Consider the following 24158-nt stretch of genomic DNA (forward strand, 5'->3'; position numbering starts at 1 on the left):
CAGATTCCTCATTTGGCGTCTTTATTGACCGTATTGAGCAGGAATTTACCGATCAAGTCTTCAAGCACCAACGACGACTGTGTGTCGTGGATTGTCGAACCATCCTTGAGCAGGGCCGTTTCCCCGCCAACGCTGATACCGATGTACTTCTCGCCCAGCAAACCCGCAGTGAGGATAGATGCAGTAGAGTCAGTCGGCAGATTATCTACCTTCTTATCCACTTGCATCGTCACTCGGCCGGTGAAGCTGTCGCGATCCAGATCGATTGCTGTGACCTTGCCGATGGTTACACCGGCCATAGTCACTTTAGCTCTGACAGTCAAACCGGCGATATTGTCGAAGTACGCATAAAGTTTATAAGTATCGGCGGTGGTGCTGGCCGACAGGCCACTGACTCGCAGGGCCAGCAACAGTAAAGCCAGGATGCCAGCCAGCAAGAAAAGGCCGACACCGATTTCCACAGTGCGGTTTTGCATCAGAAATCTCCAAACATCAAGGCGGTCAAAATGAAGTCAAGGCCCAGTACCGCCAGCGAGGCGTACACAACGGTCTTGGTGGTGGCACGACTGATCCCTTCTGAAGTGGGCTCACAGTCATAGCCTTGGAATACGGCGATCCAGGTCACTACAAAGGCAAAGACGATGCTTTTTATGATGCCGTTAAGCACGTCGCCGCTGAAAGTCACGCTGTTTTGCATGTTGCCCCAGTAAGAGCCGTCATAAACGCCCAACCAGTCAACCGCCACCCACGAGCCGCCCCAAATACCCACCACGCTGAAAATCATTGCCAGCAGAGGCAGGGAAATGAAACCGGCCCACAGGCGCGGGGCAACAATGTACTTGAGCGGGTCCACGCCGATCATTTCAAGGCTGGACAACTGCTCGGTGGACTTCATGTTGCCGATCTCGGCGGTCAGTGCAGACCCTGCGCGCCCGGCAAACAGCAAGGCGGTGACCACCGGGCCGAGTTCGCGTAACAGCGTCAGGGCGACCATCTGCCCTACCGCCTGCTCCGATCCGTAGCTGGAGAGAATATTAAACCCTTGCAGCGCCAGCACCATACCGATGAATATCCCGGAAACCACAATGATCACCAGGGACATCACACCGATCGAATGCAGTTGCTTGAGCAGCAGGCTAAAACCGCCGCCTATGCCACCGCGACCGAGCAACGCGTGAAAGAGGAATATCGTCGAACGCCCCAGCACCTCGACCAGATCGATGCCGGAACGACCGAAAAGGCGAACCTTCTCGACTATAGATGTCTTGCGCATCAGCGCTTCCCCAGAAGATCTGAGCGGTAGTCCGCTGCCGGAAAATGAAAAGGCACCGGGCCATCGGGATCGCCGGTCATGAACTGGCGAATACGCGGATTATCAGCGTTCATCAGTTCTTCAGGCGTGCCCTGCCCCAGGACCTGGCCATCGCCGACTACATACAGGTAGTCGGCAATGCTTGCCGTTTCGGCCAAGTCATGGGACACCACGATACTGGTGATCCCCAACGCATCGTTGAGCAGGCGAATCAGACGCACCAATACGCCCATGGCGATCGGGTCCTGACCCACGAAGGGCTCGTCATACATGAGGATCTGCGGATCGAGGGCGATGGCCCGCGCCAGGGCGACACGGCGCTTCATGCCGCCGGACAACTCATCGGGCATCAGGTCGATGGCACCGCGAAGGCCGACTGCCTGCAGTTTCAACAACACAATGTCGCGAATCATTTCATCAGACAGCTGGGTATGCACCCGCAGCGGAAACGCCACGTTTTCGAAAACGTCGAGGTCGGTGAACAGCGCGCCGCTCTGGAACAACACACCCATGTGCTTGCGCGCATCGAACAGATCGCTGCGCGACAACGTCGGCAGGTTCTGGCCGTTGACCCAGACTTCGCCGGCGCTAGGGCGCAATTGCATGCCCATCAGGCGCAACAGGGTGGTCTTACCGCAACCGGAAGGCCCCATGATGCCCGTGACCTTGCCGCGGGGAATGCGAATATCGACGTTATTGAAGATGCTGCGCGTCCCGCGCTTGAAGGTAAGGCCCTTCAGCTCGACCGCGTAGGCGTTATCGGCACTCATCTAATCTCCTTGGGATGCAGCCTTTCACTCAGACACCATGTTTGCGACATTCGTTTGCGATGGATGCAATAATTAGCCACATGGGTTGGGCGGACCGAACTGGCGGCGAACTATATCACTGCTGGTACAGCGCCCCCAAGGCCGGAACCACGCTCGTTCAGATTCTGGACAGGGAGAAAACGCGACTAAGCACCAATTTCAGGCGCCTACAGAATAAAGCCTGACGAACTTGCGTGAGGGAATTGATCATTACCGCTATAATCGCCGACTTTTCGTCAGGCTATACGATTTCAGACATGAGCCAATCCAGCGACCTTATTCAATCCGCACAACGCACCATTCGCCTCGAGCTTGAAGCCGTAGAAGGTTTACTGGCCCATATCGACGCGGATTTCGTACGCGCCTGCGAGATGATTCTGGCCAGCAAGGGCCGCGTTGTCGTGGTGGGCATGGGCAAATCCGGCCACGTCGGCAACAAGATCGCCGCCACGCTGGCGAGCACCGGCACCACGGCTTTTTTCGTGCACCCCGCCGAAGCCAGCCATGGCGACATGGGCATGATCACCAAGGATGACATCATCCTGGCGCTGTCGAACTCCGGGACCACCAATGAAATCGTGACGCTGCTGCCGCTGATCAAGCGCCTGGGCATCAAGATGATCAGCGTCACCGGCAACCCGGAATCTACGCTGGCCAAGGCCGCCGAAGTTAATTTGAATGTGCATGTGACCCATGAGGCGTGCCCTCTGAACCTGGCACCCACCTCCTCCACCACCGCCGCCCTGGTCATGGGCGACGCCTTGGCGGTTGCTCTGCTGGAAGCTCGCGGCTTTACCGCTGAAGATTTCGCGTTTTCCCACCCGGGCGGCGCCCTGGGCCGTCGCCTGCTGCTTAAAGTGGAAAACGTCATGCACTCGGGCGATGAATTGCCGCACGTGCAGCGCGGTACTCTGCTGAAGGACGCGCTGATGGAAATGACCCGTAAAGGCCTGGGCATGACCGTCATCCTGGAAGCCGATGGGCGTCTGGCCGGGGTGTTCACCGACGGCGACTTGCGCCGCACTCTGGACCGCACCATCGATATCCATACCGCCACTATTGATGGGGTCATGACGCCACACGGCAAGACCGCCCGCCCCGAGATGCTTGCAGCCGAAGCGCTGAAGATTATGGAAGACCACAAGATCGGCGCGCTGGTGGTGGTCAATGGCGACGACCGCCCGATTGGCGCCCTGAACATGCACGACTTGCTGCGTGCGGGAGTGATGTAAATGAGCAGCGACCTGTTGCAACGCGGTAAAAACATCAAGCTGGCGATTTTCGACGTTGACGGTGTGCTGACCGATGGCCGCTTATACTTTCTCGAAGACGGCAGCGAATTCAAGACGTTCAATACCCTCGACGGTCAAGGCATCAAGATGCTGATGGCAGCGGGCGTGCAAACGGCGATTATCAGCGGTCGGAAAACTCCGGTTGTGGAACGCCGCGCACAAAACCTGGGGATTCCTCACCTGTATCAGGGCCGCGAGGATAAACTGGTGGTTCTGGACGAGCTTCTTGGCCAACTCAACCTAAGCTATGAGCAGGTCGCCTACCTGGGTGACGACCTGCCCGACCTGCCGGTTATTCGCCGGGTGGGCTTGGGCATGGCCGTCGCGAATGCCGCGGCTTTTGTCCGCGAACACGCGCACGGCATTACTACCGCACGTGGCGGTGAAGGTGCCGCCCGCGAGTTCTGCGAGTTGATCCTGCGTGCCCAGGGCAGTCTTGAAGCGGCCCACGCCGCCTACCTATAGAGCGTTTTATGCTGAGCAAAAAGATTCGCAACTTTCTGTTATTCGCAGTGATCGCCGCGCTGTTCCTGGCGGTGGGCTACTGGAATATCAGCCCGGAGCGCTTCCTCGACAAGCCTGTAGCGGCCGTCGACGATAGTGCTATCGCCTACTACGCGATCAACGCTCACACCATACAGTTCCTGCCCGACGGCAAGGTTCAGTACGAAATGACCGCTGATAAAGTCGAGAACCTGAAGGCCACGGACGTCAGCCTGCTGACCAATCCCGACCTGAATCTTTACCGGGGCACCGAGTTCCCATGGCACGTCACCAGCAAGCGCGGCGAAGTGAACAAAGGCGGCACCCAGGTCGAACTGATCGACTCAGTACGTATTGCACGTACCGACGACAAGAAGCGTGACACCATTATTACCAGCAGTCGCATGACGGTTTTCCCACAACAGCAATATGCGCAGACCGAGCAAGACGTTAGAATCGACGGCGCTGGCGGTGTATCGACTGGCAAGGGAATGAAAGCGTATTTGAAAGAAAGCAGGATACACCTGCTATCGAACGTAAGAGGACAGTATGAGGCTCGTTAAAACCCTCCCTATTTTGCTCGGTCTGGGCGCAGCACTGGGAAGCGTGAGCGCCTGGGCTCTGCCGAACGATAGCCAGCAACCGATCCACATTCAGGCTGACGATGCGCAGCTGGATGACAAGCAAGGCGTCGCGACCTACACAGGCGGCGTGATCATCACCCAAGGCACGATGAAAATCACTGGCAACACGGTGACGCTCACGCGTACCCCGGCTGGGGATATTGACGTGGTGACGTCGGTGGGTAACCTGGCCTATTTCGAACAGAAGCAGGCGCCCACCGATACCGCCCCGATGAAGGGCTACGGAAAAACCATCCAGTACCACGCCCAGCAGAACCGCATTGTCCTGATCGATCAGGCCAAAGTGGTCAGCACCGATGGCAACACCACAGAAGGTGAAAAAATCACCTATGACACTGTGAAGCAGATCGCTCAGGCTGGCCGTGCCAATGGCAACAAGGTCACCGCACCTCGCCCGCGTATCGACATGGTTATCCAACCGAAGAAGAAAGACGGCACCGCCCAACCTGCACCTGCGAAGAAGGCGAACTGATGGCAACCCTGAAAGCCCAGCATCTGGCCAAGGCCTATAAAAGCCGCCAGGTCGTGCGCGACGTGAGCCTGTCGATCGACAGTGGCCAGATCGTCGGCTTGCTTGGCCCAAACGGTGCCGGCAAGACCACATGCTTCTATATGATCGTCGGGCTGGTTCAGGCGGATCAGGGGCGCGTGCTGATTGACGACCTGGATGTCAGCCACCAGCCCATGCACGGTCGTGCACGCGCAGGTATCGGCTATCTTCCCCAGGAAGCGTCGATCTTCCGCAAACTGTCGGTTGCCGACAACATCATGGCGATCCTCGAGACCCGCAAGGAACTCGACCGTGACGGCCGCCGCAAAGAGCTGGAAAGCTTGCTGCAGGAATTCCACATCAACCACATTCGCGACAACCTCGGCATGAGCTTGTCCGGTGGTGAGCGTCGTCGTGTTGAAATCGCCCGCGCCCTGGCTACCGCGCCGAAGTTCATCCTGCTGGATGAACCGTTTGCCGGCGTCGACCCAATTTCGGTCGGCGATATCAAGCAGATCATTCACCACCTCAAGGCCAAGGGCATCGGTGTATTGATCACCGACCACAACGTCCGTGAGACGCTCGATATCTGTGAAACGGCTTATATCGTCAACGATGGTCAACTGATCGCCGAAGGCGATTCCGCCACCATCCTGGCCAACGAGCTGGTCAAGGAAGTGTACCTGGGCCACGAGTTCCGCCTGTAAGCACTGCGGTGTCTGGCCATACGCCAAGACGCGCGGTAGTCAATAAAAACCTCTTTTTTTTATTGTTACCGCGCTCTAGGCAAAGCCCCCGACATCAGGCATATAATTTGCTTATGTTTGGCGCTCACGCGCCCTGTCGTGGATGGCGCATTGCGCCGGCGAATAAGGTGTTAAGCCCCTGCCATGAAACCATCGCTAGTCCTGAGAATGGGCCAGCAGCTGACGATGACACCGCAGCTGCAACAGGCCATCCGCCTGCTCCAATTGTCGACCCTGGACCTGCAACAGGAAATCCAGGAGGCTCTGGAGTCCAATCCGATGCTCGAACGCCAAGAAGAAGGCGAAGACTTCGATAATGCAGACCCGCTGGCCGATAACATCGAGCAAAAACCCAATTCCGACGTGCAGGAACCCTCCTACCAGGAAACTGCCCCTACGGTGGATAACCTTGAGGAAGGCGATTGGAACGAACGCATTCCAAACGAGCTTCCCGTGGACACCGCGTGGGAAGACGTTTACCAGACCAGCGCAAGCAGCCTGCCGAGCAATAATGATGATGACGAGTGGGATTTCACCACCCGCACATCCGCTGGCGAGAGCCTGCAAAGCCATTTGCTGTGGCAACTGAACCTGGCACCGATGTCCGACACCGATCGCCTGATCGCCGTCACCCTGATCGACTGCATCAATAACCAGGGCTACCTGGACGAAACCCTTGATGAAATCCTCGAGGCCTTCGACCCGGAACTGGACATCGAACTGGACGAGATCGAAGCCGTCCTGCACCGTATCCAGCAGTTCGAGCCGGCCGGCATTGGCGCGCGCACCTTAAGCGAATGCCTGCGGCTGCAACTGCGCCAACTGCCCGCCAAGACCCCTTGGCTCGCTGAGGCCCAGCGCCTGGTTACCGACTACATCGACCTGCTAGGCAGCCGCGACTACAGCCAGTTGATGCGCCGCATGAAACTCAAGGAAGACGACCTGCGTCAGGTCATCGAGCTGGTTCAAAGCCTCAACCCTCGCCCGGGTTCTCAGATCGAGTCCAGCGAAGCCGAGTACGTCATTCCCGATGTGATCGTGCGTAAGGATAACGAACGCTGGCTGGTTGAACTGAACCAGGAGTCAGTGCCACGCCTGCGGGTCAACCCGCAATATGCAGGTTTTGTGCGCCGCGCCGACACCAGCGCAGACAACACATTCATGCGCAACCAACTGCAGGAAGCTCGCTGGTTCATCAAGAGCCTGCAAAGCCGCAACGAAACCCTGATGAAGGTAGCCACCCAGATCGTCGAGCACCAGCGTGGCTTCCTGGAGTATGGCGACGAGGCGATGAAACCGCTGGTGCTGCATGACATAGCCGAGGCGGTGGGCATGCACGAGTCGACGATTTCCCGGGTGACCACGCAGAAATTCATGCATACCCCGCGGGGTATTTATGAGTTGAAATACTTTTTCTCCAGCCACGTCAGCACCTCCGAAGGCGGCGAATGCTCGTCCACAGCGATCCGCGCGATCATCAAAAAACTGGTTGCTGCGGAAAATCAGAAAAAGCCATTGAGTGACAGTAAGATCGCTGGTTTACTGGAGGCACAAGGCATTCAGGTCGCCCGTCGAACCGTCGCCAAGTACCGCGAGTCCCTCGGGATCGCGCCTTCCAGCGAGCGTAAGCGTTTGATGTGACGGGCGGGCCATAGCGTTCCAGTGGCGGGTATTCCTACCCGCCGCTTTATGCACTGGCAACGAAGGAGAAGCTGTATGCAAGTCAATATCAGTGGACACCAACTGGAAGTGACCGAACCGCTGCGCGCCTATATAGGCGAAAAGCTCAAAAGAATTGAGGGGCATTTCGACAAGATCACCAATGTGCAAGTCATCATGACTGTCGAAAAGCTGAAGCAGAAAATCGAAGCCACCTTGCGTATACCCGGCGGGGAAGTAGTCGCCAATGCTGAGCATTCAGATATGTATGCCGCCATTGACGACCTGACCGACAAGCTGGATCGCCAAATCAAAAAGCATAAGGAAAAGCAGCAGAGCCTTCTTCAGGGCACAGGCCGCTAACACTCCCCACCCATGATCCGACTTGAAACCATCCTGACCCCCGGCCGCTCCCTTGTGAACGTGCCGGGTGGCAGTAAAAAGCGCGCCCTCGAACAAATTGCCAACCTGATCGGCCGCGAAGTGCCCGACCTGGATACGCAAGCCGTGTATGAGGCACTTATCGCCCGTGAAAAACTCGGTTCCACCGGTTTTGGCAACGGTATCGCGATTCCTCACTGCCGCCTGCAAGGCTGTGAAGCACCAGTGAGCGCCCTGCTGCACCTCGATGCCCCAATTGATTTCGACGCCATCGACGGCGCACCGGTCGACCTGCTGTTCGTTCTGCTGGTCCCGCAAGCCGCCACCGATGCACACCTGGAACTGCTCCGGCAGATCGCCAGCATGCTCGACCGCAAGGAAGTACGCGACAAACTGCGCAGTGCCAGCACCAACGAGGCGCTCTATCAGGTTGTCTTGGATGAACAAAACGGGCAGTAATCATGCGTTTGATCATCGTCAGCGGCCGTTCCGGCTCGGGTAAAAGCACTGCCCTCAACGTTCTTGAGGACAACGGTTTCTATTGCATCGACAACCTACCCGCCGGGCTGCTGCCGGAACTGGCGGAGCGCGCGCTGATACACACGGAACTGGCGCAACCACTGGTGGCCGTTTCGATTGACGCCCGCAACCTGCCGAGCCACCTTGAGCGATTCCCGCAACTGCTCGAGGAAGTACGTGCCAAGCATATCCATTGCGACGTGCTGTACTTGGATGCAGACGAGGAGACACTGCTCAAGCGCTTTTCCGAGACCCGGCGGCGCCACCCCCTGAGCAGTCCGCACCGCTCGCTGGCCGAAGCGATCGAGGACGAGACCACACTGCTGGGACCAATCATTGACCTCGCCGATCTCAAGATCAACACCACCAGTCTGAACCTGTATCAATTGCGGGACGCCATCAAGCTACGTCTGCTGAACCAACCGGAGCCTGGCACCGCTTTTCTTGTCGAGTCGTTTGGCTTCAAGCGCGGCATGCCGGTGGACGCCGACCTGGTCTTTGATGTGCGTTGTCTGCCTAACCCTTATTGGAAACCAGAACTGCGCGAACAGTCCGGGCTGGATCAGCCAGTGGCCGAGTACCTGGCCGCACAGCCGGACGTAGAGGAGATGTTTCAGGACATCTCCAGCTACCTGCTCAAGTGGTTGCCACGTTTTGCTGCGAGCAATCGTGCCTATGTCACTATTGCCATCGGCTGCACCGGCGGCCACCATCGTTCCGTCTACCTGACTGAACGCCTGGGCCAGGTGCTGCAACAAACCCTCAAGAACGTCCAGGTTCGCCACCGCGACCTTAGCTGAAAGGAACACCCCAGCGATGCCCGCTCTGGAAATTGAAATCATCAACAAGCTGGGCCTGCACGCTCGCGCTTCCGCTAAATTCGTCGGCGTTGCCGGACAATTTCCCTGCCAAATCCGCGCTGGCCGCACGCCGGAGTCGATGGTCGACGGTAAGAGCATCATGGCAATGATGATGCTCGCCGCTGGCAAGGGCACCAAGATTCACTTGAAAACCGAAGGCGAGCAAGAACAGGAAGCGATGGACGCACTGGTGAAGTTGATCAATAACTTCTTTGACGAGGGTGAGTAACCCCCCCTCCAGACAGGTGTGAGGCTGTAATAGCTTCACCCCAACGCTGTATCCATCACCATCATTAAACAGAACCCGATACACAACCCCAAGCTGGCAAGCTTTTCGTGACCATTGCGTCGCGATTCGGGGATCACCTCGTGAGTCACCACCAGCAACATCGCCCCAGCCGCAAGCGCGAGGCCCAGCGGCAACAAAACCTGCGCCAGGCTCACCAACCATGCACAGAGCACAGCAAATACCGGTTCGACCAACCCTGACGCGGCGCCGACCAGGAACGCTTTGACCCGCGACATCCCTGCCCCAGCCAAGACTAGCGCAATCACCAAACCTTCCGGCACATCCTGCAGGGCAATACCCATCGCCAGGCTATCGGCATCCGGCATGCCGCCACCCGCGGAGACACCAACCGCCATGCCTTCCGGAATGTTGTGGGCAATGATGGCGAACACAAACAGCCAGATCCGCGGTGGGATCACCGGTTTATCCGGCGTGCCCACCAGCATTTCCGGGCTGGCACCGGAGACTTTGCGGTCGACCAGGTACAGCCCACATGCACCGAGCAAGATACCGAAGCTGATCAAGCCACTGGCGCCCCAAGGCGAAAGCCCCAAGCCTTGCGCGGCGGCAATACCTGGAACGATCAGCGAAAAGGCCGTCGCCGCCAACATCACTCCGGCACCGAACCCCAGCAACGTATCACTAAGCGCGGCTGGCATCCGGCGAATCACCAGCACCGGCACTGCGCCCAGCGCCGTCCCGAGCGCGCAGATCGAACCGCCCTGCAAGGCACGCAGGATACGCGGCTCAAGATCCAGCCAGACCAGCCCATGGGCCACCAGCAATGCAGTACCTGCCAATAGCAGCAGCGAGCCAAACGCATAACGAAACATTCGTCCACTGCTGATCGCCAGTGTTTCAGTACCCATAGTCGGCCTTATATCTTGTTATAGGGTCAATATCGGGCCAGGGCGGCCTGGTATCGCGCGGCGACTTCCGGCCAATTGATCACGCTGTAGAAGGCGTTGATGTATTCCGGGCGACGGTTCTGGTAGAGCAGATAATAAGCGTGCTCCCAAACGTCCAGGCCGAGGATCGGCGTATTGCCGCTCATCAGCGGGCTGTCCTGATTACCGCTGCTTTCGACCACCAGGATCTTTTGCGGGGTGACACTCAGCCAGGCCCAACCACTGCCGAAACGCGCCAAGGCGGCCTTGGTGAAGGCCTCCTTGAAACTGTCGAAGCCGCCCAACTGCTGCTCGATCGCTTTGCCTAACACGCCCTCTGGTTGGCCGCCGCCTTTGGGTGACATCACCGCCCAGAACAGCGAGTGGTTCGCGTGACCGCCACCTTGGTTGATCACTGCAGTGCGTAGTTGTTCCGGCACTTGCTGGACGCTGGACACCAGTTTCTCAATCGGCCAACCGGCAAATTCGGTGCCTTCGACCGCAGCATTCAGGTTGTTGATGTAGGTCTGGTGATGCTTGGTGTAGTGGATTTCCATGGTCTGCGCATCGATATGCGGCTCCAGGGCATCGAAGGCGTAAGGCAAGGCAGGCAAGGTGTAGGTCATATCAATGTGCTCCGTAATGAGGCGTGATCGGTTGCGGCGCAGCACCACCCAGCAAGCGATGGGTACGCGGGTACTCGTCGTGATCGCTGATGAAGTTCAACAGTTCGAGGTAGGTCTTGCTGCTCTGGTGCAGCGCTGCCTCGCGCAATTGCGGGCTCAGGCGCGGATCCTGCATGGTTTGCAACAGGCGCTGGTGGATAGCGCAAAGGTATTCCGCGCTTTCCTCAGGCTGGTTCAGGCGCAGGTGCAGGTCCGCCAGGTTGTGATGGGAAATGACGCAAGCCGCCACTGCTTCGTCGGCATCCGCCCAACGCTCGAATAGCACTTGAGCCAGGGCCAGGGCTTGCAAATAGGCCTCGCGAGCGTCGACCAGTTCGCCCTGCATAAAGCAGCGATTGGCCCGTTCGATCGTGCGTTTCCAGTGCTCCATGGTGAGCCTCCAAAGCAGAGTCGGTGATTACACGCCGCCAGCCGTGAGCTTTACCGGATCCAACAGGATTTCCAGTTGGCTACGCGGCAAGTCGGTGTGCTCGAGGGCGACATCAATCACCGGACGGCCTTGCTGATAAGCCATCTTGGCGATTTCGGCGGCCTTCTGGTAACCAATGATTGGGTTGAGCGCGGTGACCAGAATCGGGTTGCGCGACAACGCTTCCTTGAGCTTGGCTTCGTTGACCTTGAAGCTGGCGATAGCCTTGTCGGCCAGCAAGCGGCTGGAGTTGGCCAACAGTTCGAGGCTGCTGAGCAAGTTCTGCGCGATGATCGGCAGCATTACGTTCAGCTCGAAGTTGCCGGATTGGCCGGCGACAGTAATGACCATGTCATTGCCGATCACTTGGGCTGCGACCATCGCGGTCGCTTCCGGGATTACCGGGTTGACCTTGCCCGGCATGATCGAAGAACCTGGCTGCAGGCCTTCCAGCTCGATTTCACCCAAACCGGCGAGCGGGCCGGAGTTCATCCAGCGCAAGTCGTTGGCGATTTTCATCAGCGAGACGGCGGTGGCTTTCAACTGGCCGGACACGGCGACGGCCGTGTCCTGCGAACCGATCAATGCGAACAGGTTCTTGCCCGGGGTGAATTTCACGCCAGTCAGGCTGCTCAGTTGCTGGCTGAAACGCACGGCGAATTCCGGGTGGGCATTGATCCCAGTGCCGACCGCCGTGCCGCCTTGGGCCAAAGCCTGCAAACTCGGCAGGAGGTCTTGCAAGTGGCCGATATTGGCCTTCAGCTGTTGCGCCCAGCCATTGAGCACCTGGCTCATGCGCACCGGCATGGCGTCCATCAGGTGTGTGCGACCGGTCTTAATGAACGGGTGAACTTCCTCGGCTTTGTGTTCGATCACCTGTACCAGGTGCAGCAGGGCTGGCAACGTTTGCTCATGAAGCACCAACGCAGCGCTGACGTGGATACTGGTCGGGATGATGTCGTTGCTGCTTTGGCCGCAGTTTACGTGGTCATTGGGGTTGACTGCCTCGCCCAGCAGCCGTGTGGCCAGGGTCGCAATCACCTCGTTGGCGTTCATGTTGGAGCTGGTGCCGGAGCCGGTCTGGAAGATATCCACCGGGAAGTGCGGCATGTAATCACCTTCAAGCAAGCCTTGGGCGGCATCGACAATGGCTTTGCCCTGGCCTTCGCTGATCTGCTTTAGGTCGACGTTGGCCTTGGCCGCAGCGGCCTTGGCCAGGATCAGGGCGCGAATGAATTGCGCCGGCATGCGTTGGTTGCTGATTGGAAAGTTGTTCACCGCGCGCTGGGTTTGCGCACCATACAAGGCCTCGGCGGGTACTTGCAGTTCGCCCATGCTGTCGCGTTCGATACGAGTGTTACTCATCGGAAGATCCTTGCACCAGGTCGGAATGAGAAATAGAAGGCAGCAATTCGCAGGTCGCCAATTGCCAGGCAAAGGTCTGCCAGCGCTTGAGGCGACAGGCACAGTGGGAGAGTTTTTCCAGGTCGCGCAGCGGGCGCCACGCCTGGTCCAGGCACATGGCGCGCCACTGCCAGGGCAACGCGATATCGCTGGCGGTGTCGATCAGCAGTCGCAATGAGGTTTCAGCGATCGTCCACGGATGGGTCGCGGTGCAACACGCCAGGTATCGACCCTCATCGAGGTAATGCTCGATCAGGCGAGGTTCATTGGGATCAAGACCACAGCGAATCTGACGACTCATCCAGCGCCAGCTTTCTAGATAGGGATCCTCATGCAGGACAGAGCTCATGAGCCACACTCATTCGGTAATGATATTTATTATTAAATGATATTGAGAATCAAAACAAGACAATTGGCGAGCGACGACCGTCCAAATCTCTCTAGAACACAGAAAGAGGAGGAGTGGAGCAGGAGGGAAGTAAGGAAAAAGCCTACGAGGGAAAGGGCTCTCGTCAGCTCGGCATTGCTAGGGGTGCGCCCTATAATTTCTTTGAACCGCTACATTGAAAACTCACGGAAAACTCACGGAATGCACCCATGAACTTAACAGGATTTAAAACTGACCTTGAAGCCACTATCAATGCGCTCGCGCAACGCATTATTAACGACGGTCCGGCGATCGACCAGGTAACCCACGCGAAATTAGGGTTTTACTTATCCTTGCGAAGAACCCTCAATAACAAAGCCAACCCTTCGGACATAGGGCTTATGGACTCAATCAATGACACGCTGCAAAAACTGAAAATTGTGGATAGCAGCAAAAAAACATTTCTTACTGACTTGATAGCTTCAGGCAAAACGGCCTGAAGCTATCATCGACCTAAAGGAACTAACTGCCAGCAACAGTCATCCGCTCAATCAGTACAGAACCCGTGCGAATGTTGCTGCGCAACTCCAGGTCATTCCCCACCGCGACGATCTGCTTGAACATATCGCGCATGTTGCCGGCGATGGTCACTTCCTGGACAGCGAACTGAATCTCGCCATTTTCCACCCAGAAACCCGCCGCGCCGCGTGAATAATCACCGGTAACCATATTCAGGCCACTGCCCATCAATTCGGTCACCAGCAAGCCACGGCCCATACGACGCAACAGCGCCGCCTGATCTTCGTCGCCATGTGTGACGAACAGGTTGTGCACGCCACCAGAGTTGGCAGTGCTTGGCAGCCCAAGCTTGCGGCCGGCGTAAGTGCCCAGTACGTAGGACACCAACTCGCCCTTCTCGACAAATGGCTTGGCATAAGTGGCCAGGCCATCACCGTCGAACGACGAACTGCCCATGGCACGCATGAGGTGCGGACGCTCGTCGATGGTCAGCCACTCGGGGAACAGTTTCTGGCCAATTGCGCCCTCAAGGAACGAAGACTTGCGGTACAGATTGCCACCGGAAATCGCCCCGAGAAAACTGCCGAACAGCCCACCGGCCAGTTCAGCCGAGAACAACACCGGCACCTCGCAGGTCGGCACCGGGCGCGCGCCCAGACGGCTCGCCGCACGCTGCGCAGCACGCTGGCCAATGCTGACCGGGTCAGCCAGCAATTCGCCTTGGCGGCTCACGTCGTACCAATAATCACGCTGCATCTGGCCTTCGGCTTCGGCGATCATCACGCAGCTCAGACTATGCCGAGTGGACGCGTAGCCGCCGATAAAACCGTGGCTGTTGCCATATACACGGCAGCCCTGGTGAGTACTCAACGTGGTGCCATCGGCATTCTTGATGCGGGCATCGGTATCAAATGCCGCCGCTTCACAGATCAACGCCTTTTCGATAGCCTGCTCGGGTGTGATGTCCCAAGCGTGAAAAAGATCGAAGTCCTTCAAGTCCTTGGCCATCAGCGCCTTGTCGGCGAGACCAGAGCTTTCATCTTCGGACGTGTGCTTGGCAATCGCCAAAGCAGCGGCAACCGTCTCGCGAATCGCATCCGACCCGCTGGCCGATGTACTCGCCGAGCCCTTGCGCTGCCCTACATACAAGGTGATACCAAAACCCTGGTCGCGATTGAATTCGACAGTTTCGACTTCCCGCTGGCGTACCGAGGTCGATAGCCCCTGCTCCAGCGACACCGCCACTTCGCAGGCACTGGCGCCCTGGCGCTTAGCCTCGGCAAGGATCTGCTCGACTTGTTCCTGCAGTGCCGGTAACGCTTGCGGACCGACGCTTTGGGCTGCACTCATGGTTTTCTCCACTCAAATTCTGCTTTCGGTTAAGGCCATCGAGCGACCGGGCCGGACAAGCGGCCCCCGACTGGTTATCATGGCGGCGTTTCTTTGCGGACTGCCACCATGGTTGATTCTTACGACGACTCCCTCGATGGGGAGAAAAGCAAAACCCAGGTCAAACGCGAGCTGCATGCTCTGGTTGACCTTGGCGAGCGCCTTACAACGCTCAAGCCGGATTTGGTTGCAAAACTGCCACTGACCGACGAAATGCGCCGGGCTCTGGCGGATGCGCCCAAGCACACCGCGAATATCGCGCGTAAACGGCACATCATGTTTATCGGCAAGCTGATGCGCGATCAGGACACTGACGCCATTCTGACTTTGCTCGATCAACTCGATGCCTCCACTCGCCAGTACAACGAACGTTTCCATAACCTGGAACGTTGGCGTGACCGCCTGATTTCGGGCGATGACGCTGTATTGGAGAAGTTCGTAGTGGACTATCCGGACGCGGACCGCCAGCAACTGCGCTCCCTGATTCGTCAGGCCCAGCACGAACTGGCGCAAAACAAGGCTCCGGCCACCAGCCGTAAAATTTTCAAGTACATCCGTGAGCTGGACGAGACTCAACGCGGCCTGCGCTGATCCTCTTCCCCGGGTGGCGATCTTCGCCACCCGAAGCTCCGCTCTTACGACCCCGTACCACCCACGGTGATCGCATCAATCTTCAAGGTTGGTTGGCCAACGCCGACCGGCACCGACTGCCCATCTTTGCCGCACGTGCCGACGCCGCTGTCCAGCGACAGGTCGTTACCGACCATCGACACCTTGCTCATGGCTTCCGGCCCGTTACCAATCAACGTCGCCCCTTTGACCGGCGCGGTGATCTTGCCGTCTTCAATCAGGTACGCCTCGCTGGTGGAGAACACAAATTTGCCGCTGGTAATGTCCACTTGACCACCGCCAAGGTTGGCGCAGTAGATCCCGCGTTTTACCGAGGCAATGATTTCCGCCGGGTCGCTCTCGCCACCGAGCATGTAGGTGTTGGTCATGCGTGGCATCGGAAGGTGCGCGTAGGATTCGCGACGACCGTTACCAGTACGCGCCACGCCCATCAGGCGGGCGTTGAGTTTGTCTTGCATGTAGCCTTTGAGCACACCGTTTTCAATCAGCGTGGTGCACTCGGTCGGCGTACCTTCGTCGTCGACGCTTAGCGAACCACGACGACCGGCCAAGGTGCCATCATCGACGATGGTGCACAGTTTGGACGCGACCATCTCGCCCATGCGCCCGCTGTAGGCGGAGCTACCCTTACGGTTGAAATCGCCTTCCAGGCCATGGCCTACCGCTTCGTGGAGTAATACGCCGGACCAACCCGAACCCAGCACCACCGGCAATGTACCGGCCGGCGCAGGAATAGCCTCCAGGTTGACCAGCGCCTGGCGCAGCGCTTCACGGGCATAGCCCATGGCGCGGTCATCGGTGAGGAAATAACGGTAGTCGGTACGCCCGCCGCCGCCATGGCCACCGCGCTCGCGGCGACCGTTCTGTTCGACGATCACACTGACATTAAAGCGCACCAGCGGCCGTACATCCGCCGCCAGGCCACCGTCGGTGGAGGCAACCAGGATGCGTTCCCACACGCCCGACATGCTCACAGTGACTTGCTGGATACGCGGGTCGAGGGCACGGGTAGCGGCGTCGATACGCTTGAGCAAATCGACCTTTTCCGCACGGCTGATCACTTCCAACGGGTTATCCGGCGCGTATAACTGGGCCACATCCTGGGTGCTGAACGCCTGCACCGTGCCATTCTGGCCGGCGCGGGAAATCGAGCGTGCCGCACGAGCTGCCAGGCCCAGGGCTTCAAGGGTGATGGCGTTGCTATAGGCAAACCCGGTCTTCTCACCGGATTGCGCGCGCACACCCACGCCTTGGTCAAGGTTGAAGCTGCCTTCCTTGACGATGCCGTCTTCGAGGGCCCAGGACTCTGAAATCTGCCCTTGGAAATACAGGTCGGCGGCATCGATACCGGGCCCGGCCAGATCGCCAAGCACGGTTTGCAAGCTTTCGATGGTCACGCCACCGGGTGCCAGGAGGTGTTCACTGACTGAGGACAACAACTCGCTCATAGGTTTGGCCTTAAATTCATCGTTCCGAAGCAGGCCGCTGCGCGCCCTGCGAGAAAAAGCGCCGATGGTTTACCACCGGCATGCGCGCCCGTATCGACGCCTGTTCACTGCTATCGCGTTCGGCCAATAGCACCGCTTCGCCTTGATTCTGTTGTGTCAGCACGCGGCCCCAAGGGTCGACAATGGCTGCATGGCCAAAGGTTTCCCGTGGGCCTGGGTGTACACCGCCTTGAGCAGCTGCCAGCAGGTAGCACTGGGTTTCAATGGCTCGCGCACGAATCAGCACATCCCAATGCGCTGCGCCGGTCACTGCAGTGAAGGCTGAGGGCGCGGTAATCAATTCAGCCCCCGCCGCACGCAATTCGCTGTACAGCTCGGGGAACCGCAGGTCGTAGCACACCGTCAAGCCCAAGCGACCCACTGGCGTGTCGGCTACCACCACATTGCTACCGAAAGCATAGTCGTCAGATTCGCGATAACGACCTCGAGCATCCGCCACATCGACATCGAACAGGTGCAATTTGTCGTAACGGGCGACGATTTCGCCCTGATCATCGATCAGCAGCGAGCAGGCGTTGGACTTGGCGCTGGGTTGGTCTTGGGGCGGCAACGGCAATGTGCCGGCCACTATCCATAAGGTGAGGTCGCGGGCGGCCTGTTTCAACCATGGCAGAATCGGGCCTGCGCCCAATGCTTCGGCACGACCGATATCGGCTACGTCACGGCGGCCCATGGCAGCGAAGTTTTCCGGCAGCACTGCAAGCTTCGCGCCGCCCGCCGCCGCTTGCTCGAGCAAGCGCCGGGCCTGGGCCAGGTTGGCCAGGACATCACGCTGGCTGACCATTTGAACTACCGCAAAGGACATAGGCCGACACTCCGTAAAGGGCATGCGGGCATGCTACTCCACAGGCTCTCAGTTTGGTTTTTCAAATGGCTTGTCGAAAGTGATTTTTGGATCCTTCCATGGACCTTGCACCTTGTATTGCACGCTGGCGAAGCGCGAGACACGGTCGCCGATCAACTTGTCGATCAGGAACAGCGCACCACCAATGGCTGGCGCCCCCACGATCAACGCGGCAATCGGCAAGTTATTGGTCACCGGCAAGGTGACCAGTAGTTTGGCATCGACACGGTCGGCCACCAGGTCCAAGGTGCCATTGAGCTCCAGGTTAGTGGAGGGACCGGTCATTGTGATGGGCTCGCGGGTCACAAACACACCATTACTGGCCGCGAGCAAACCTTTGACTCGGTCATAACTCAAACCTTTGCCGAGCAAGTCCGAGAAGTCCAGACGCAAACGGCGGCCGATAGAGTTGAAGTTCAGCAAACCAAATACTCGCAGAGCTTGTGCGCCGCCTTCCACTTCAACAAACTGGCCTTTGCGGAACGCCGCATTCAGGCTACCTGAGAAGCGCTTGGGCCCAACCCAGGCTGGCGACCCTGGCCAGCGACCGTCCACGTCCAGATGGAATTCCTCGCTGGTCACCGTTGGCGCAAACCCCCAGCCCTTGAGCACATCAGCAATGTTATTGCCATCCAGGCGGCCTTTGTACCAACTGCTGCTATCGCCTGGCGCCCCTTCCCAGCCACCAGCACCTTTGAGTTGCATGCCCTTGAGACCCAGGTCCAGGTTGTTGAAGGCAAGCCCCTTGGCGGTTGGCCGGATCTTCAGCGACCAGGCACCCAAAAGATCCGGCCCCTGGAACAGTTGATCGATGGCGATATCCAGTGCCGGGATGTCTTTTGGATCAATATCAGCCAACGGGTCTCGCGCGTTCTCATCCGCCTGTGCCGTGGGGTCTATGGCTGGCAATTTCACGTACTTCAAGTTGATCGCAATTGGCGCGCCCTTGGCATCCGGCAGGTTCACAGCGCCCTTGGCCTGTTGGCTGTCGAGCTGCAAACCCCAGGCAGCCGGCTTACGATCGAGTTGCAAATTGACTTGGTCAAACTGGGTACCAAAGCCGATCAGCTTGCCTACCTTAAAATCAGCGCCACTGAGCAGTTGTTTGGCACTGCCACCCGGATCATTGCCGGCGTAGCGGTTCACCAGCTTTTTCCAAGGGTCGATGTCCAACTCCGACAGCACACCGCGGATACGCAAGCCTTTTGCAGCCGGCAGTACGGCCCCCCCGTTACCCAGAAATAACTCCCCGCGACCGTCATTGAATTTGTCTGGCGGCGAGGCAAAGGTAAAGCTCGCCAGCTCGCCGTAGTCGAACCAGTAACGACGCTCGGCGCCCTGCAAGGTCATGCGGAACACGCTGTCACGGCCTTGGCTTGCGGGCATGCCAAACGGTGCAGGCAGGTCGACCGTTACACCTTTCATATTGGAGTTGACCATCAGCTGGCTATCCGCACCGTCCAGGTTCAGCTGCAATTGGTACGGGATATCGCCTGACACCGGCAGTGGCTGGGTGATTTTCAGCCAATCCGTCAGGCGTTTGACCGTGACTTGGCCCTTGACCGCGACGCGTGTGCTGATCTTGCCCGGTTTGCCATCGGCAACGATTTGCGCGGTGATCGGACGGTCGAACGCCTGGGCCGAGATGTTCTGCCCACTCAGGCCTTTGTCGCTGTCGAAGCGGAAATTGCCTTTGAGCTGAGTCAGGTCCAGGGTCGGCTCGGCCAATTGCAGGCGAGACTTGTCGGTTTGGAAATCCACCACGATTTTCGGATCGGTGCCGTTGACCAACGGAATATCAAGGTCCAGCGTGCCCTGCAGGTCACCCTCACCTTTCCAACCGGCAAAGGTCGAGCCAGTGCCTATCGGCGCCTCCTGGAGGATCTTCAAGCCATCGCCCAAGCCGCCCGCGAACCCACCGGTGATCAGTAGATGACTGTCTTTTCCGGCTGGAGCGTGAGGAATATTGACGTAGACGTCCTTGACCTTGGTGTCGAGCAACTGGCCCTTGCTCGCCAGGATGCGCACGCCGCTCTCTTCGACAAACACTTCGCCATTAACCTTGCTCACATGCGGCCAGCCTGGCTGGAACGCCAGCTCGGCGTCATGCACCTTGAAAAACAAGCTGATATTACGTGCAGCCGGCTGCGCATCGTGGTTCAGCGAGCCTTGATATTGGAAGAAACCCTGGTCGACCGCACCTTTGAGAATCGCCGTACGCAGCCATTCATCCAAGGAGGGGCTCAACACCGCCGGTAAATACTTGGGCGTGAAGCGGCCATCGCCATCGACCATGCCAACCCGCAGGTCCATGTAGTCTTCCTGACTGTGGTCAAAATGCAGACGAATCAAGAAGTCCGCAGCGACTTTACCCTCTTCACCCAATACCTTGATGTACGGCGCGATCAGGGTGAAGCCTTCCTTATCCAACTTCCATGTCAGGCGCGCGTTGGCCTGGATGTACTGCCACGGTTTGGCGAAGATCGGGAACAGGTGCAGGGAAAAGTCCTTGCTGTCCATACGCAACTCGCCGTGGCCCAAGTCGCCGTTGATGCTGCCGGACACGTTCCGCGCGGCCGGTGCACCAAAGTAAGCATCGAAGCCGATACGCTCAAGGTTGGCGGCAAAGCTGACCTTTTGGTCGCTGGTGTCCTGGGGACGGAAATCCACCAACACATTGCGTAGCAAGCCAGTCGCCTTCAGGTGTTCGAGGGTTTTGGCAAAGCCTTCAGGCAAGGGCGCCAAGGCATTGAGCAATGGCGTGATGGGCGTCAGGTCCAGGCGATCGGCTTGCAGTTTCCAGACTTCAAGATCCTTGTCGGTGGCCAGGCTCTGCTGCAGTTGCAGGCGTGACTCCCAGCGCGTCTCTCCGATGTTCATCGCCAGCGAATCAAACAGCACACTAAGGCCGGTATCACTGCGTTGCAGGTAAGCCATGAGGGCGAGGTTTTCGATATGTACCGGTTTACGGTCAGCGTAGCTGCCCGTCACCTGAGGCGAGTTGAGGCGAACCACGGCGCTCTGCACGGTGCCCTTGGCCCACTCGAGCCAGAACTCGCCGCCCGCCTTGAATTGCGAAAGCTTCCATTGCTGGGTCAGCTTGGTCGGGATCCATTTGGCCCAGTCGCTCTGGGGAAGGCTCAGGTAAGCCTGGATGTTTGCGTCTTTCCATTCGCTCGCGCGGATACGCGTGCGCAGGCTCATGGCCAGTGGCTGGCCGTCCGGCAGTGTCAGGCGGGCATCGAGGCGTTGGCGCGTGGCACCGGTGTGCAGGCTCAGGCCCACGTAGGTCAGGGTTAGCGGTGCCTGATCAAAGGGCTGCAACGTGACCTGGCTATCGAGCAAAGAGACCCGCTTGACCACCTGTATACGATTGAGCAACTGCTCCGGGTCCAGCGCCTGGTCATCCTGAACCGGTAAGCCTTGCAGCGCCCAGCGCCCATCTTTGTCTTCCTTGACGCTTAATTGCAGGCCGCTGACTTGCAGGAGGGCAAGGCGTACTTCACGGGCCCGCAGGCTGGCCCAGAGGTCCGGCACCACTTCAACCTGGTCCAGGCGCAAGGCACTACTGCCCTCGCCGACCATCACGTCGCGGGCCAGAAACACCGGAGCGAAGCCGCTCCAGCGCCCTTCCAGGCTGCCGATTTTCACAGGCATATCCACCGCGGCCTGGGCCTTAGCTTCGACTTCGGCGCGATATTCGGCCACCAGCGGGGTCAATTCTCGACCCAGGCTCACGTACACCGCCGCCAACACCAGCAGTAAGGCGCACAAGCCCAGGCCCCAACGGGTCAAAGCGGCAAAAAAGCGTTTCAGACGCTCCATGTCAGGCGACCCTCAAGGCAATTAGCGGACGGCAGATCAAGGTCTGTCAGCCTCAAAGAAAGAAAGCAATTGGGGATCAGAGCAGCACCACGTCGTATTGTTCCTGGGAATACATGGTTTCGACCTGGAAGCGAATCGTGCGCCCGATAAAACCCTCCAGTTCGGCGACGTTACCGGACTCTTCGTCCAGCAACCGATCGACCACTTTCTGGTTGGCGAGCACTCTATAACCTTCGGCTTGATAGGCGCGTGCCTCCCGTAAGATTTCCCGGAAAATCTCGTAGCAAACCGTTTCTGGGGTCTTCAATTTACCGCGCCCCTGGCAACTGCTGCAGGGTTCGCAGAGCACTTGCTCGAGGCTCTCGCGGGTACGCTTGCGGGTCATCTGCACCAGGCCAAGCTCGGTGATTCCGATGATGTTGGTTTTGGCGTGATCACGCTCCAGTTGCTTCTCGAGGGTACGCAGCACTTGGCGTTGATGCTCTCCGTCTTCCATGTCGATGAAGTCGATGATGATGATGCCGCCCAAGTTGCGCAGGCGCATCTGGCGGGCAATGGCGGTGGCCGCTTCGAGGTTTGTCTTGAAGATGGTCTCTTCAAGGTTGCGATGGCCGACAAATGCGCCGGTATTGACGTCGATGGTGGTCATGGCCTCTGCCGGGTCCACCACCAGATAGCCGCCGGACTTAAGCGGCACTTTGCGCTCCAGGGCTTTCTGGATTTCGTCTTCAACACCATACAGGTCGAAGATCGGCCGTTCGCCAGGATAGTGCTCCAGACGGTCAGCGATTTCCGGCATCAGTTCGGCGACAAACTGCGTGGTGCGCTGGAAGGTTTCTCGCGAGTCGATGCGAATTTTCTCAATCTTCGGGCTGACCAGATCGCGCAGGGTACGCAGGGCCAGGCCCAGGTCTTCATAGATCACGCTGGGCGCACCGATGGTTTTGATCTGTGCGCCGATCTGGTCCCACAGGCGCCGCAGGTAACGGATGTCCATGAGGATCTCATCCGCGCCGGCACCTTCTGCGGCGGTGCGCAAGATGAAGCCGCCCGCTTCCTTGATGCCCTCGGCAGCCACGCAGTCGCTGACCACCTTTTTCAGGCGCTCGCGCTCGGCTTCGTCTTCGATCTTCAAGGAAATACCGACATGGGCAGTACGCGGCATGTACACCAGGTAACGCGAAGGGATCGACAGTTGCGTCGTCAACCGTGCGCCCTTGGAGCCGATGGGGTCCTTGGTGACTTGCACCACCAGGCTCTGCCCTTCGTGCACCAACGCGCTGATGCTTTCAACCGCCGGGCCTTCGCGCAGGGAGATTTCCGAAGCATGGATAAACGCGGCGCGGTCCAGGCCAATATCGACAAATGCCGCCTGCATCCCCGGCAGCACGCGCACAACTTTGCCTTTATAAATATTGCCGACAATGCCGCGCTTCTGCGTGCGCTCCACGTGCACTTCTTGCAGAACGCCGTTTTCTACCACCGCCACGCGCGATTCCATCGGCGTGATATTGATCAGAATCTCTTCACTCATGGCTGGGTCTCGTTCAGGCGTTTTCACAATAGTGACCGATCGCTTAAGGCTTGGCGCGCAAGTAAGGCGTTCAGCGCGCGGTAAGGTTTTGCCAACAGGGTATGCCGAATTGCTCGAGCAGTTGCGCGGTTTCGCACACCGGCAGGCCAACCACGGCGGAGTAACTGCCATTGAGCCCTGCGACAAACACCGAACCGAGCCCTTGGATAGCATAGCCGCCGGCTTTGTCCTGAGGTTCGCCACTGTGCCAGTAGGTTGTAGCCTCCTCGACAGAAATCCCGCGAAACCGTACGCGACTGCTTACACATCGGGTTTCGCAGCGCTCGCCGTCGGTGAGCGCAATGGCCGTGAGCACTTCATGCTCACGCCCTGCCAAGGCCATCAACATCGCCAAAGCATCCGCTTGATCCACCGGTTTGCCGAGGATCTGATCATCCACGATCACAGCCGTGTCGGCGCCTAAAACGCAGGCGTACGCCGCTTTTTCAAGCGCAGCAAAACCCGCCGTGGCCTTGCCGCGCGCAAGGCGCTCGACGTAGGCAACAGCGGGTTCGTTCGCAAGAGGAGTTTCATCAATCGCGGCGCTGACCACGGCGAAGGGCACACCGATCTGAGTCAGCAGTTCACGCCGCCTTGGGGAGCCCGAGGCCAAATAAAGCGAATTCATTCCAG

26 protein-coding genes are annotated in these 24158 nt (G+C 58.4%); 12 read left to right on the plus strand and 14 right to left on the minus strand.

Annotated features, from left to right (window positions below):
- Nucleotides 1-8 precede the first annotated feature (8 nt).
- From mlaD to FW764_RS14925, 3 genes are read right to left on the minus strand one after another with little or no spacing between them, the layout of a single operon-like run.
- Nucleotides 9-476, minus strand: coding sequence for an outer membrane lipid asymmetry maintenance protein MlaD (mlaD, locus tag FW764_RS14915; protein WP_446434571.1), 468 nt, complete (start codon nt 474-476; stop codon nt 9-11).
- A complete protein-coding gene (gene mlaE, locus FW764_RS14920; RefSeq protein ID WP_083360122.1) occupies nt 476-1273 on the minus strand; it encodes a lipid asymmetry maintenance ABC transporter permease subunit MlaE in 798 nt (265 codons plus the stop codon). Before mlaE ends, mlaD begins: the two co-directional genes overlap by 1 nt.
- Nucleotides 1273-2082: an ATP-binding cassette domain-containing protein gene (locus FW764_RS14925; protein WP_003171811.1), complete on the minus strand. Its 810-nt coding sequence runs from the start codon at nt 2080-2082 to the stop codon at nt 1273-1275. Before FW764_RS14925 ends, mlaE begins: the two co-directional genes overlap by 1 nt.
- Nucleotides 2083-2378: 296 nt before the next feature.
- Between FW764_RS14925 and FW764_RS14930 the strand changes: the two genes are divergently transcribed.
- From FW764_RS14930 to FW764_RS14975, 10 genes are all read left to right on the plus strand, one after another.
- Nucleotides 2379-3353 carry a KpsF/GutQ family sugar-phosphate isomerase gene (locus FW764_RS14930; protein WP_446434572.1) on the plus strand — a complete coding sequence of 325 codons (975 nt, stop codon included), beginning with the start codon at nt 2379-2381 and terminating at the stop codon, nt 3351-3353.
- Nucleotides 3354-3878: a KdsC family phosphatase gene (locus FW764_RS14935; protein ID WP_233893909.1), complete on the plus strand. Its 525-nt coding sequence runs from the start codon at nt 3354-3356 to the stop codon at nt 3876-3878.
- Nucleotides 3879-3886: 8 nt separating this feature from the next.
- Complete coding sequence (lptC, locus tag FW764_RS14940; RefSeq protein ID WP_083360125.1) at nt 3887-4459, plus strand: LPS export ABC transporter periplasmic protein LptC; 573 nt, start codon at nt 3887-3889, stop codon at nt 4457-4459.
- Complete coding sequence (lptA, locus tag FW764_RS14945) at nt 4446-5012, plus strand: lipopolysaccharide transport periplasmic protein LptA (protein ID WP_446434573.1); 567 nt, start codon at nt 4446-4448, stop codon at nt 5010-5012. Before lptC ends, lptA begins: the two co-directional genes overlap by 14 nt.
- Nucleotides 5012-5737, plus strand: a complete 726-nt coding sequence (gene lptB / locus FW764_RS14950; protein ID WP_003171806.1) for an LPS export ABC transporter ATP-binding protein — start codon at nt 5012-5014, stop codon at nt 5735-5737. The genes lptA and lptB overlap by 1 nt, the downstream gene beginning before the upstream one ends.
- Before the next feature lie 183 nt (nt 5738-5920).
- Nucleotides 5921-7417, plus strand: a complete 1497-nt coding sequence (locus FW764_RS14955) for an RNA polymerase factor sigma-54 (protein ID WP_446434574.1) — start codon at nt 5921-5923, stop codon at nt 7415-7417.
- 75 nt (nt 7418-7492) lie between these two features.
- Nucleotides 7493-7798 carry a ribosome hibernation-promoting factor, HPF/YfiA family gene (gene hpf / locus FW764_RS14960; RefSeq protein ID WP_010170586.1) on the plus strand — a complete coding sequence of 102 codons (306 nt, stop codon included), beginning with the start codon at nt 7493-7495 and terminating at the stop codon, nt 7796-7798.
- A 12-nt stretch (nt 7799-7810) separates the two neighbouring features.
- Entirely contained in the window at nt 7811-8275 is a 465-nt protein-coding gene (gene ptsN / locus FW764_RS14965; protein WP_446434575.1) for a PTS IIA-like nitrogen regulatory protein PtsN, read from the plus strand.
- A 2-nt stretch (nt 8276-8277) separates the two neighbouring features.
- Nucleotides 8278-9135 (plus strand): RNase adapter RapZ, encoded by an 858-nt coding sequence (gene rapZ / locus FW764_RS14970; protein ID WP_083360130.1) that lies wholly within the window; start codon nt 8278-8280, stop codon nt 9133-9135.
- A gap of 16 nt (nt 9136-9151) precedes the next feature.
- On the plus strand, nt 9152-9424 hold the full coding sequence (locus tag FW764_RS14975) for an HPr family phosphocarrier protein (RefSeq protein ID WP_049709983.1): 273 nt from the start codon (nt 9152-9154) through the stop codon (nt 9422-9424).
- 35 nt (nt 9425-9459) lie between these two features.
- Here the strand turns inward: FW764_RS14975 and FW764_RS14980 are convergent, their stop codons facing one another.
- From FW764_RS14980 to FW764_RS15000, 5 genes are read right to left on the minus strand one after another with little or no spacing between them, the layout of a single operon-like run.
- The gene (locus FW764_RS14980) at nt 9460-10353 is read right to left on the minus strand and encodes a ZIP family metal transporter (RefSeq protein WP_446434576.1); all 894 of its coding nucleotides are present in this window, start codon (nt 10351-10353) and stop codon (nt 9460-9462) included.
- A gap of 26 nt (nt 10354-10379) precedes the next feature.
- Nucleotides 10380-10997 (minus strand): superoxide dismutase, encoded by a 618-nt coding sequence (locus tag FW764_RS14985; RefSeq protein WP_446434577.1) that lies wholly within the window; start codon nt 10995-10997, stop codon nt 10380-10382.
- Nucleotide 10998: 1 nt separating this feature from the next.
- Nucleotides 10999-11427 (minus strand): hypothetical protein, encoded by a 429-nt coding sequence (locus FW764_RS14990; RefSeq protein WP_446434578.1) that lies wholly within the window; start codon nt 11425-11427, stop codon nt 10999-11001.
- 27 nt (nt 11428-11454) lie between these two features.
- Entirely contained in the window at nt 11455-12831 is a 1377-nt protein-coding gene (locus tag FW764_RS14995; protein WP_446434579.1) for a class II fumarate hydratase, read from the minus strand.
- Nucleotides 12824-13219, minus strand: coding sequence for a FagA protein (locus tag FW764_RS15000; protein WP_446434580.1), 396 nt, complete (start codon nt 13217-13219; stop codon nt 12824-12826). Before FW764_RS15000 ends, FW764_RS14995 begins: the two co-directional genes overlap by 8 nt.
- Nucleotides 13220-13467: 248 nt before the next feature.
- Between FW764_RS15000 and FW764_RS15005 the strand changes: the two genes are divergently transcribed.
- Nucleotides 13468-13737: a hypothetical protein gene (locus FW764_RS15005; RefSeq protein WP_446434581.1), complete on the plus strand. Its 270-nt coding sequence runs from the start codon at nt 13468-13470 to the stop codon at nt 13735-13737.
- 22 nt (nt 13738-13759) lie between these two features.
- Here the strand turns inward: FW764_RS15005 and pmbA are convergent, their stop codons facing one another.
- Nucleotides 13760-15106, minus strand: coding sequence for a metalloprotease PmbA (pmbA, locus tag FW764_RS15010; RefSeq protein WP_446434582.1), 1347 nt, complete (start codon nt 15104-15106; stop codon nt 13760-13762).
- A gap of 108 nt (nt 15107-15214) precedes the next feature.
- On the opposite strand from pmbA, the gene yjgA reads away from it, so the two are divergent.
- Entirely contained in the window at nt 15215-15736 is a 522-nt protein-coding gene (yjgA, locus tag FW764_RS15015; RefSeq protein ID WP_083360139.1) for a ribosome biogenesis factor YjgA, read from the plus strand.
- Between the two features lie 44 nt (nt 15737-15780).
- Here yjgA and tldD read toward each other — a convergent pair whose 3' ends face one another.
- From tldD to FW764_RS15040, 5 genes are all read right to left on the minus strand, one after another.
- Nucleotides 15781-17223, minus strand: a complete 1443-nt coding sequence (gene tldD / locus FW764_RS15020; RefSeq protein WP_446434583.1) for a metalloprotease TldD — start codon at nt 17221-17223, stop codon at nt 15781-15783.
- 16 nt (nt 17224-17239) lie between these two features.
- A complete protein-coding gene (locus tag FW764_RS15025) occupies nt 17240-18088 on the minus strand; it encodes a carbon-nitrogen hydrolase family protein (RefSeq protein WP_446434584.1) in 849 nt (282 codons plus the stop codon).
- A 48-nt stretch (nt 18089-18136) separates the two neighbouring features.
- Nucleotides 18137-21952 (minus strand): YhdP family protein, encoded by a 3816-nt coding sequence (locus tag FW764_RS15030; RefSeq protein WP_446434585.1) that lies wholly within the window; start codon nt 21950-21952, stop codon nt 18137-18139.
- Nucleotides 21953-22028: 76 nt separating this feature from the next.
- Nucleotides 22029-23486 (minus strand): ribonuclease G, encoded by a 1458-nt coding sequence (gene rng / locus FW764_RS15035; RefSeq protein ID WP_446434586.1) that lies wholly within the window; start codon nt 23484-23486, stop codon nt 22029-22031.
- 70 nt (nt 23487-23556) lie between these two features.
- Entirely contained in the window at nt 23557-24153 is a 597-nt protein-coding gene (locus FW764_RS15040; RefSeq protein ID WP_446434587.1) for a Maf family protein, read from the minus strand.
- Nucleotides 24154-24158 lie beyond the last annotated feature (5 nt).

It is taken from the genome of Pseudomonas sp. 1152_12 (assembly GCF_052850675.1).

Coding starts and splice junctions, on each gene's coding strand:
- FW764_RS14990 (WP_446434578.1), bottom strand. CDS start 11,427: ATGGAGCACTGGAAACGCACGATCGAACGGGCCAATCGCTGCTTTATG.
- mlaD (WP_446434571.1), bottom strand. CDS start 476: ATGCAAAACCGCACTGTGGAAATCGGTGTCGGCCTTTTCTTGCTGGCT.
- FW764_RS14995 (WP_446434579.1), bottom strand. CDS start 12,831: ATGAGTAACACTCGTATCGAACGCGACAGCATGGGCGAACTGCAAGTA.
- lptA (WP_446434573.1), top strand. CDS start 4,446: ATGAGGCTCGTTAAAACCCTCCCTATTTTGCTCGGTCTGGGCGCAGCA.
- FW764_RS15005 (WP_446434581.1), top strand. CDS start 13,468: ATGAACTTAACAGGATTTAAAACTGACCTTGAAGCCACTATCAATGCG.
- pmbA (WP_446434582.1), bottom strand. CDS start 15,106: ATGAGTGCAGCCCAAAGCGTCGGTCCGCAAGCGTTACCGGCACTGCAG.
- FW764_RS14985 (WP_446434577.1), bottom strand. CDS start 10,997: ATGACCTACACCTTGCCTGCCTTGCCTTACGCCTTCGATGCCCTGGAG.
- FW764_RS15030 (WP_446434585.1), bottom strand. CDS start 21,952: ATGGAGCGTCTGAAACGCTTTTTTGCCGCTTTGACCCGTTGGGGCCTG.
- lptC (WP_083360125.1), top strand. CDS start 3,887: ATGCTGAGCAAAAAGATTCGCAACTTTCTGTTATTCGCAGTGATCGCC.
- FW764_RS14955 (WP_446434574.1), top strand. CDS start 5,921: ATGAAACCATCGCTAGTCCTGAGAATGGGCCAGCAGCTGACGATGACA.
- FW764_RS14925 (WP_003171811.1), bottom strand. CDS start 2,082: ATGAGTGCCGATAACGCCTACGCGGTCGAGCTGAAGGGCCTTACCTTC.
- FW764_RS15000 (WP_446434580.1), bottom strand. CDS start 13,219: ATGAGCTCTGTCCTGCATGAGGATCCCTATCTAGAAAGCTGGCGCTGG.
- lptB (WP_003171806.1), top strand. CDS start 5,012: ATGGCAACCCTGAAAGCCCAGCATCTGGCCAAGGCCTATAAAAGCCGC.
- rng (WP_446434586.1), bottom strand. CDS start 23,486: ATGAGTGAAGAGATTCTGATCAATATCACGCCGATGGAATCGCGCGTG.
- yjgA (WP_083360139.1), top strand. CDS start 15,215: ATGGTTGATTCTTACGACGACTCCCTCGATGGGGAGAAAAGCAAAACC.
- tldD (WP_446434583.1), bottom strand. CDS start 17,223: ATGAGCGAGTTGTTGTCCTCAGTCAGTGAACACCTCCTGGCACCCGGT.
- FW764_RS14935 (WP_233893909.1), top strand. CDS start 3,354: ATGAGCAGCGACCTGTTGCAACGCGGTAAAAACATCAAGCTGGCGATT.
- hpf (WP_010170586.1), top strand. CDS start 7,493: ATGCAAGTCAATATCAGTGGACACCAACTGGAAGTGACCGAACCGCTG.
- ptsN (WP_446434575.1), top strand. CDS start 7,811: ATGATCCGACTTGAAACCATCCTGACCCCCGGCCGCTCCCTTGTGAAC.
- mlaE (WP_083360122.1), bottom strand. CDS start 1,273: ATGCGCAAGACATCTATAGTCGAGAAGGTTCGCCTTTTCGGTCGTTCC.
- FW764_RS14930 (WP_446434572.1), top strand. CDS start 2,379: ATGAGCCAATCCAGCGACCTTATTCAATCCGCACAACGCACCATTCGC.
- FW764_RS15040 (WP_446434587.1), bottom strand. CDS start 24,153: ATGAATTCGCTTTATTTGGCCTCGGGCTCCCCAAGGCGGCGTGAACTG.
- FW764_RS14975 (WP_049709983.1), top strand. CDS start 9,152: ATGCCCGCTCTGGAAATTGAAATCATCAACAAGCTGGGCCTGCACGCT.
- FW764_RS15025 (WP_446434584.1), bottom strand. CDS start 18,088: ATGTCCTTTGCGGTAGTTCAAATGGTCAGCCAGCGTGATGTCCTGGCC.
- FW764_RS14980 (WP_446434576.1), bottom strand. CDS start 10,353: ATGGGTACTGAAACACTGGCGATCAGCAGTGGACGAATGTTTCGTTAT.
- rapZ (WP_083360130.1), top strand. CDS start 8,278: ATGCGTTTGATCATCGTCAGCGGCCGTTCCGGCTCGGGTAAAAGCACT.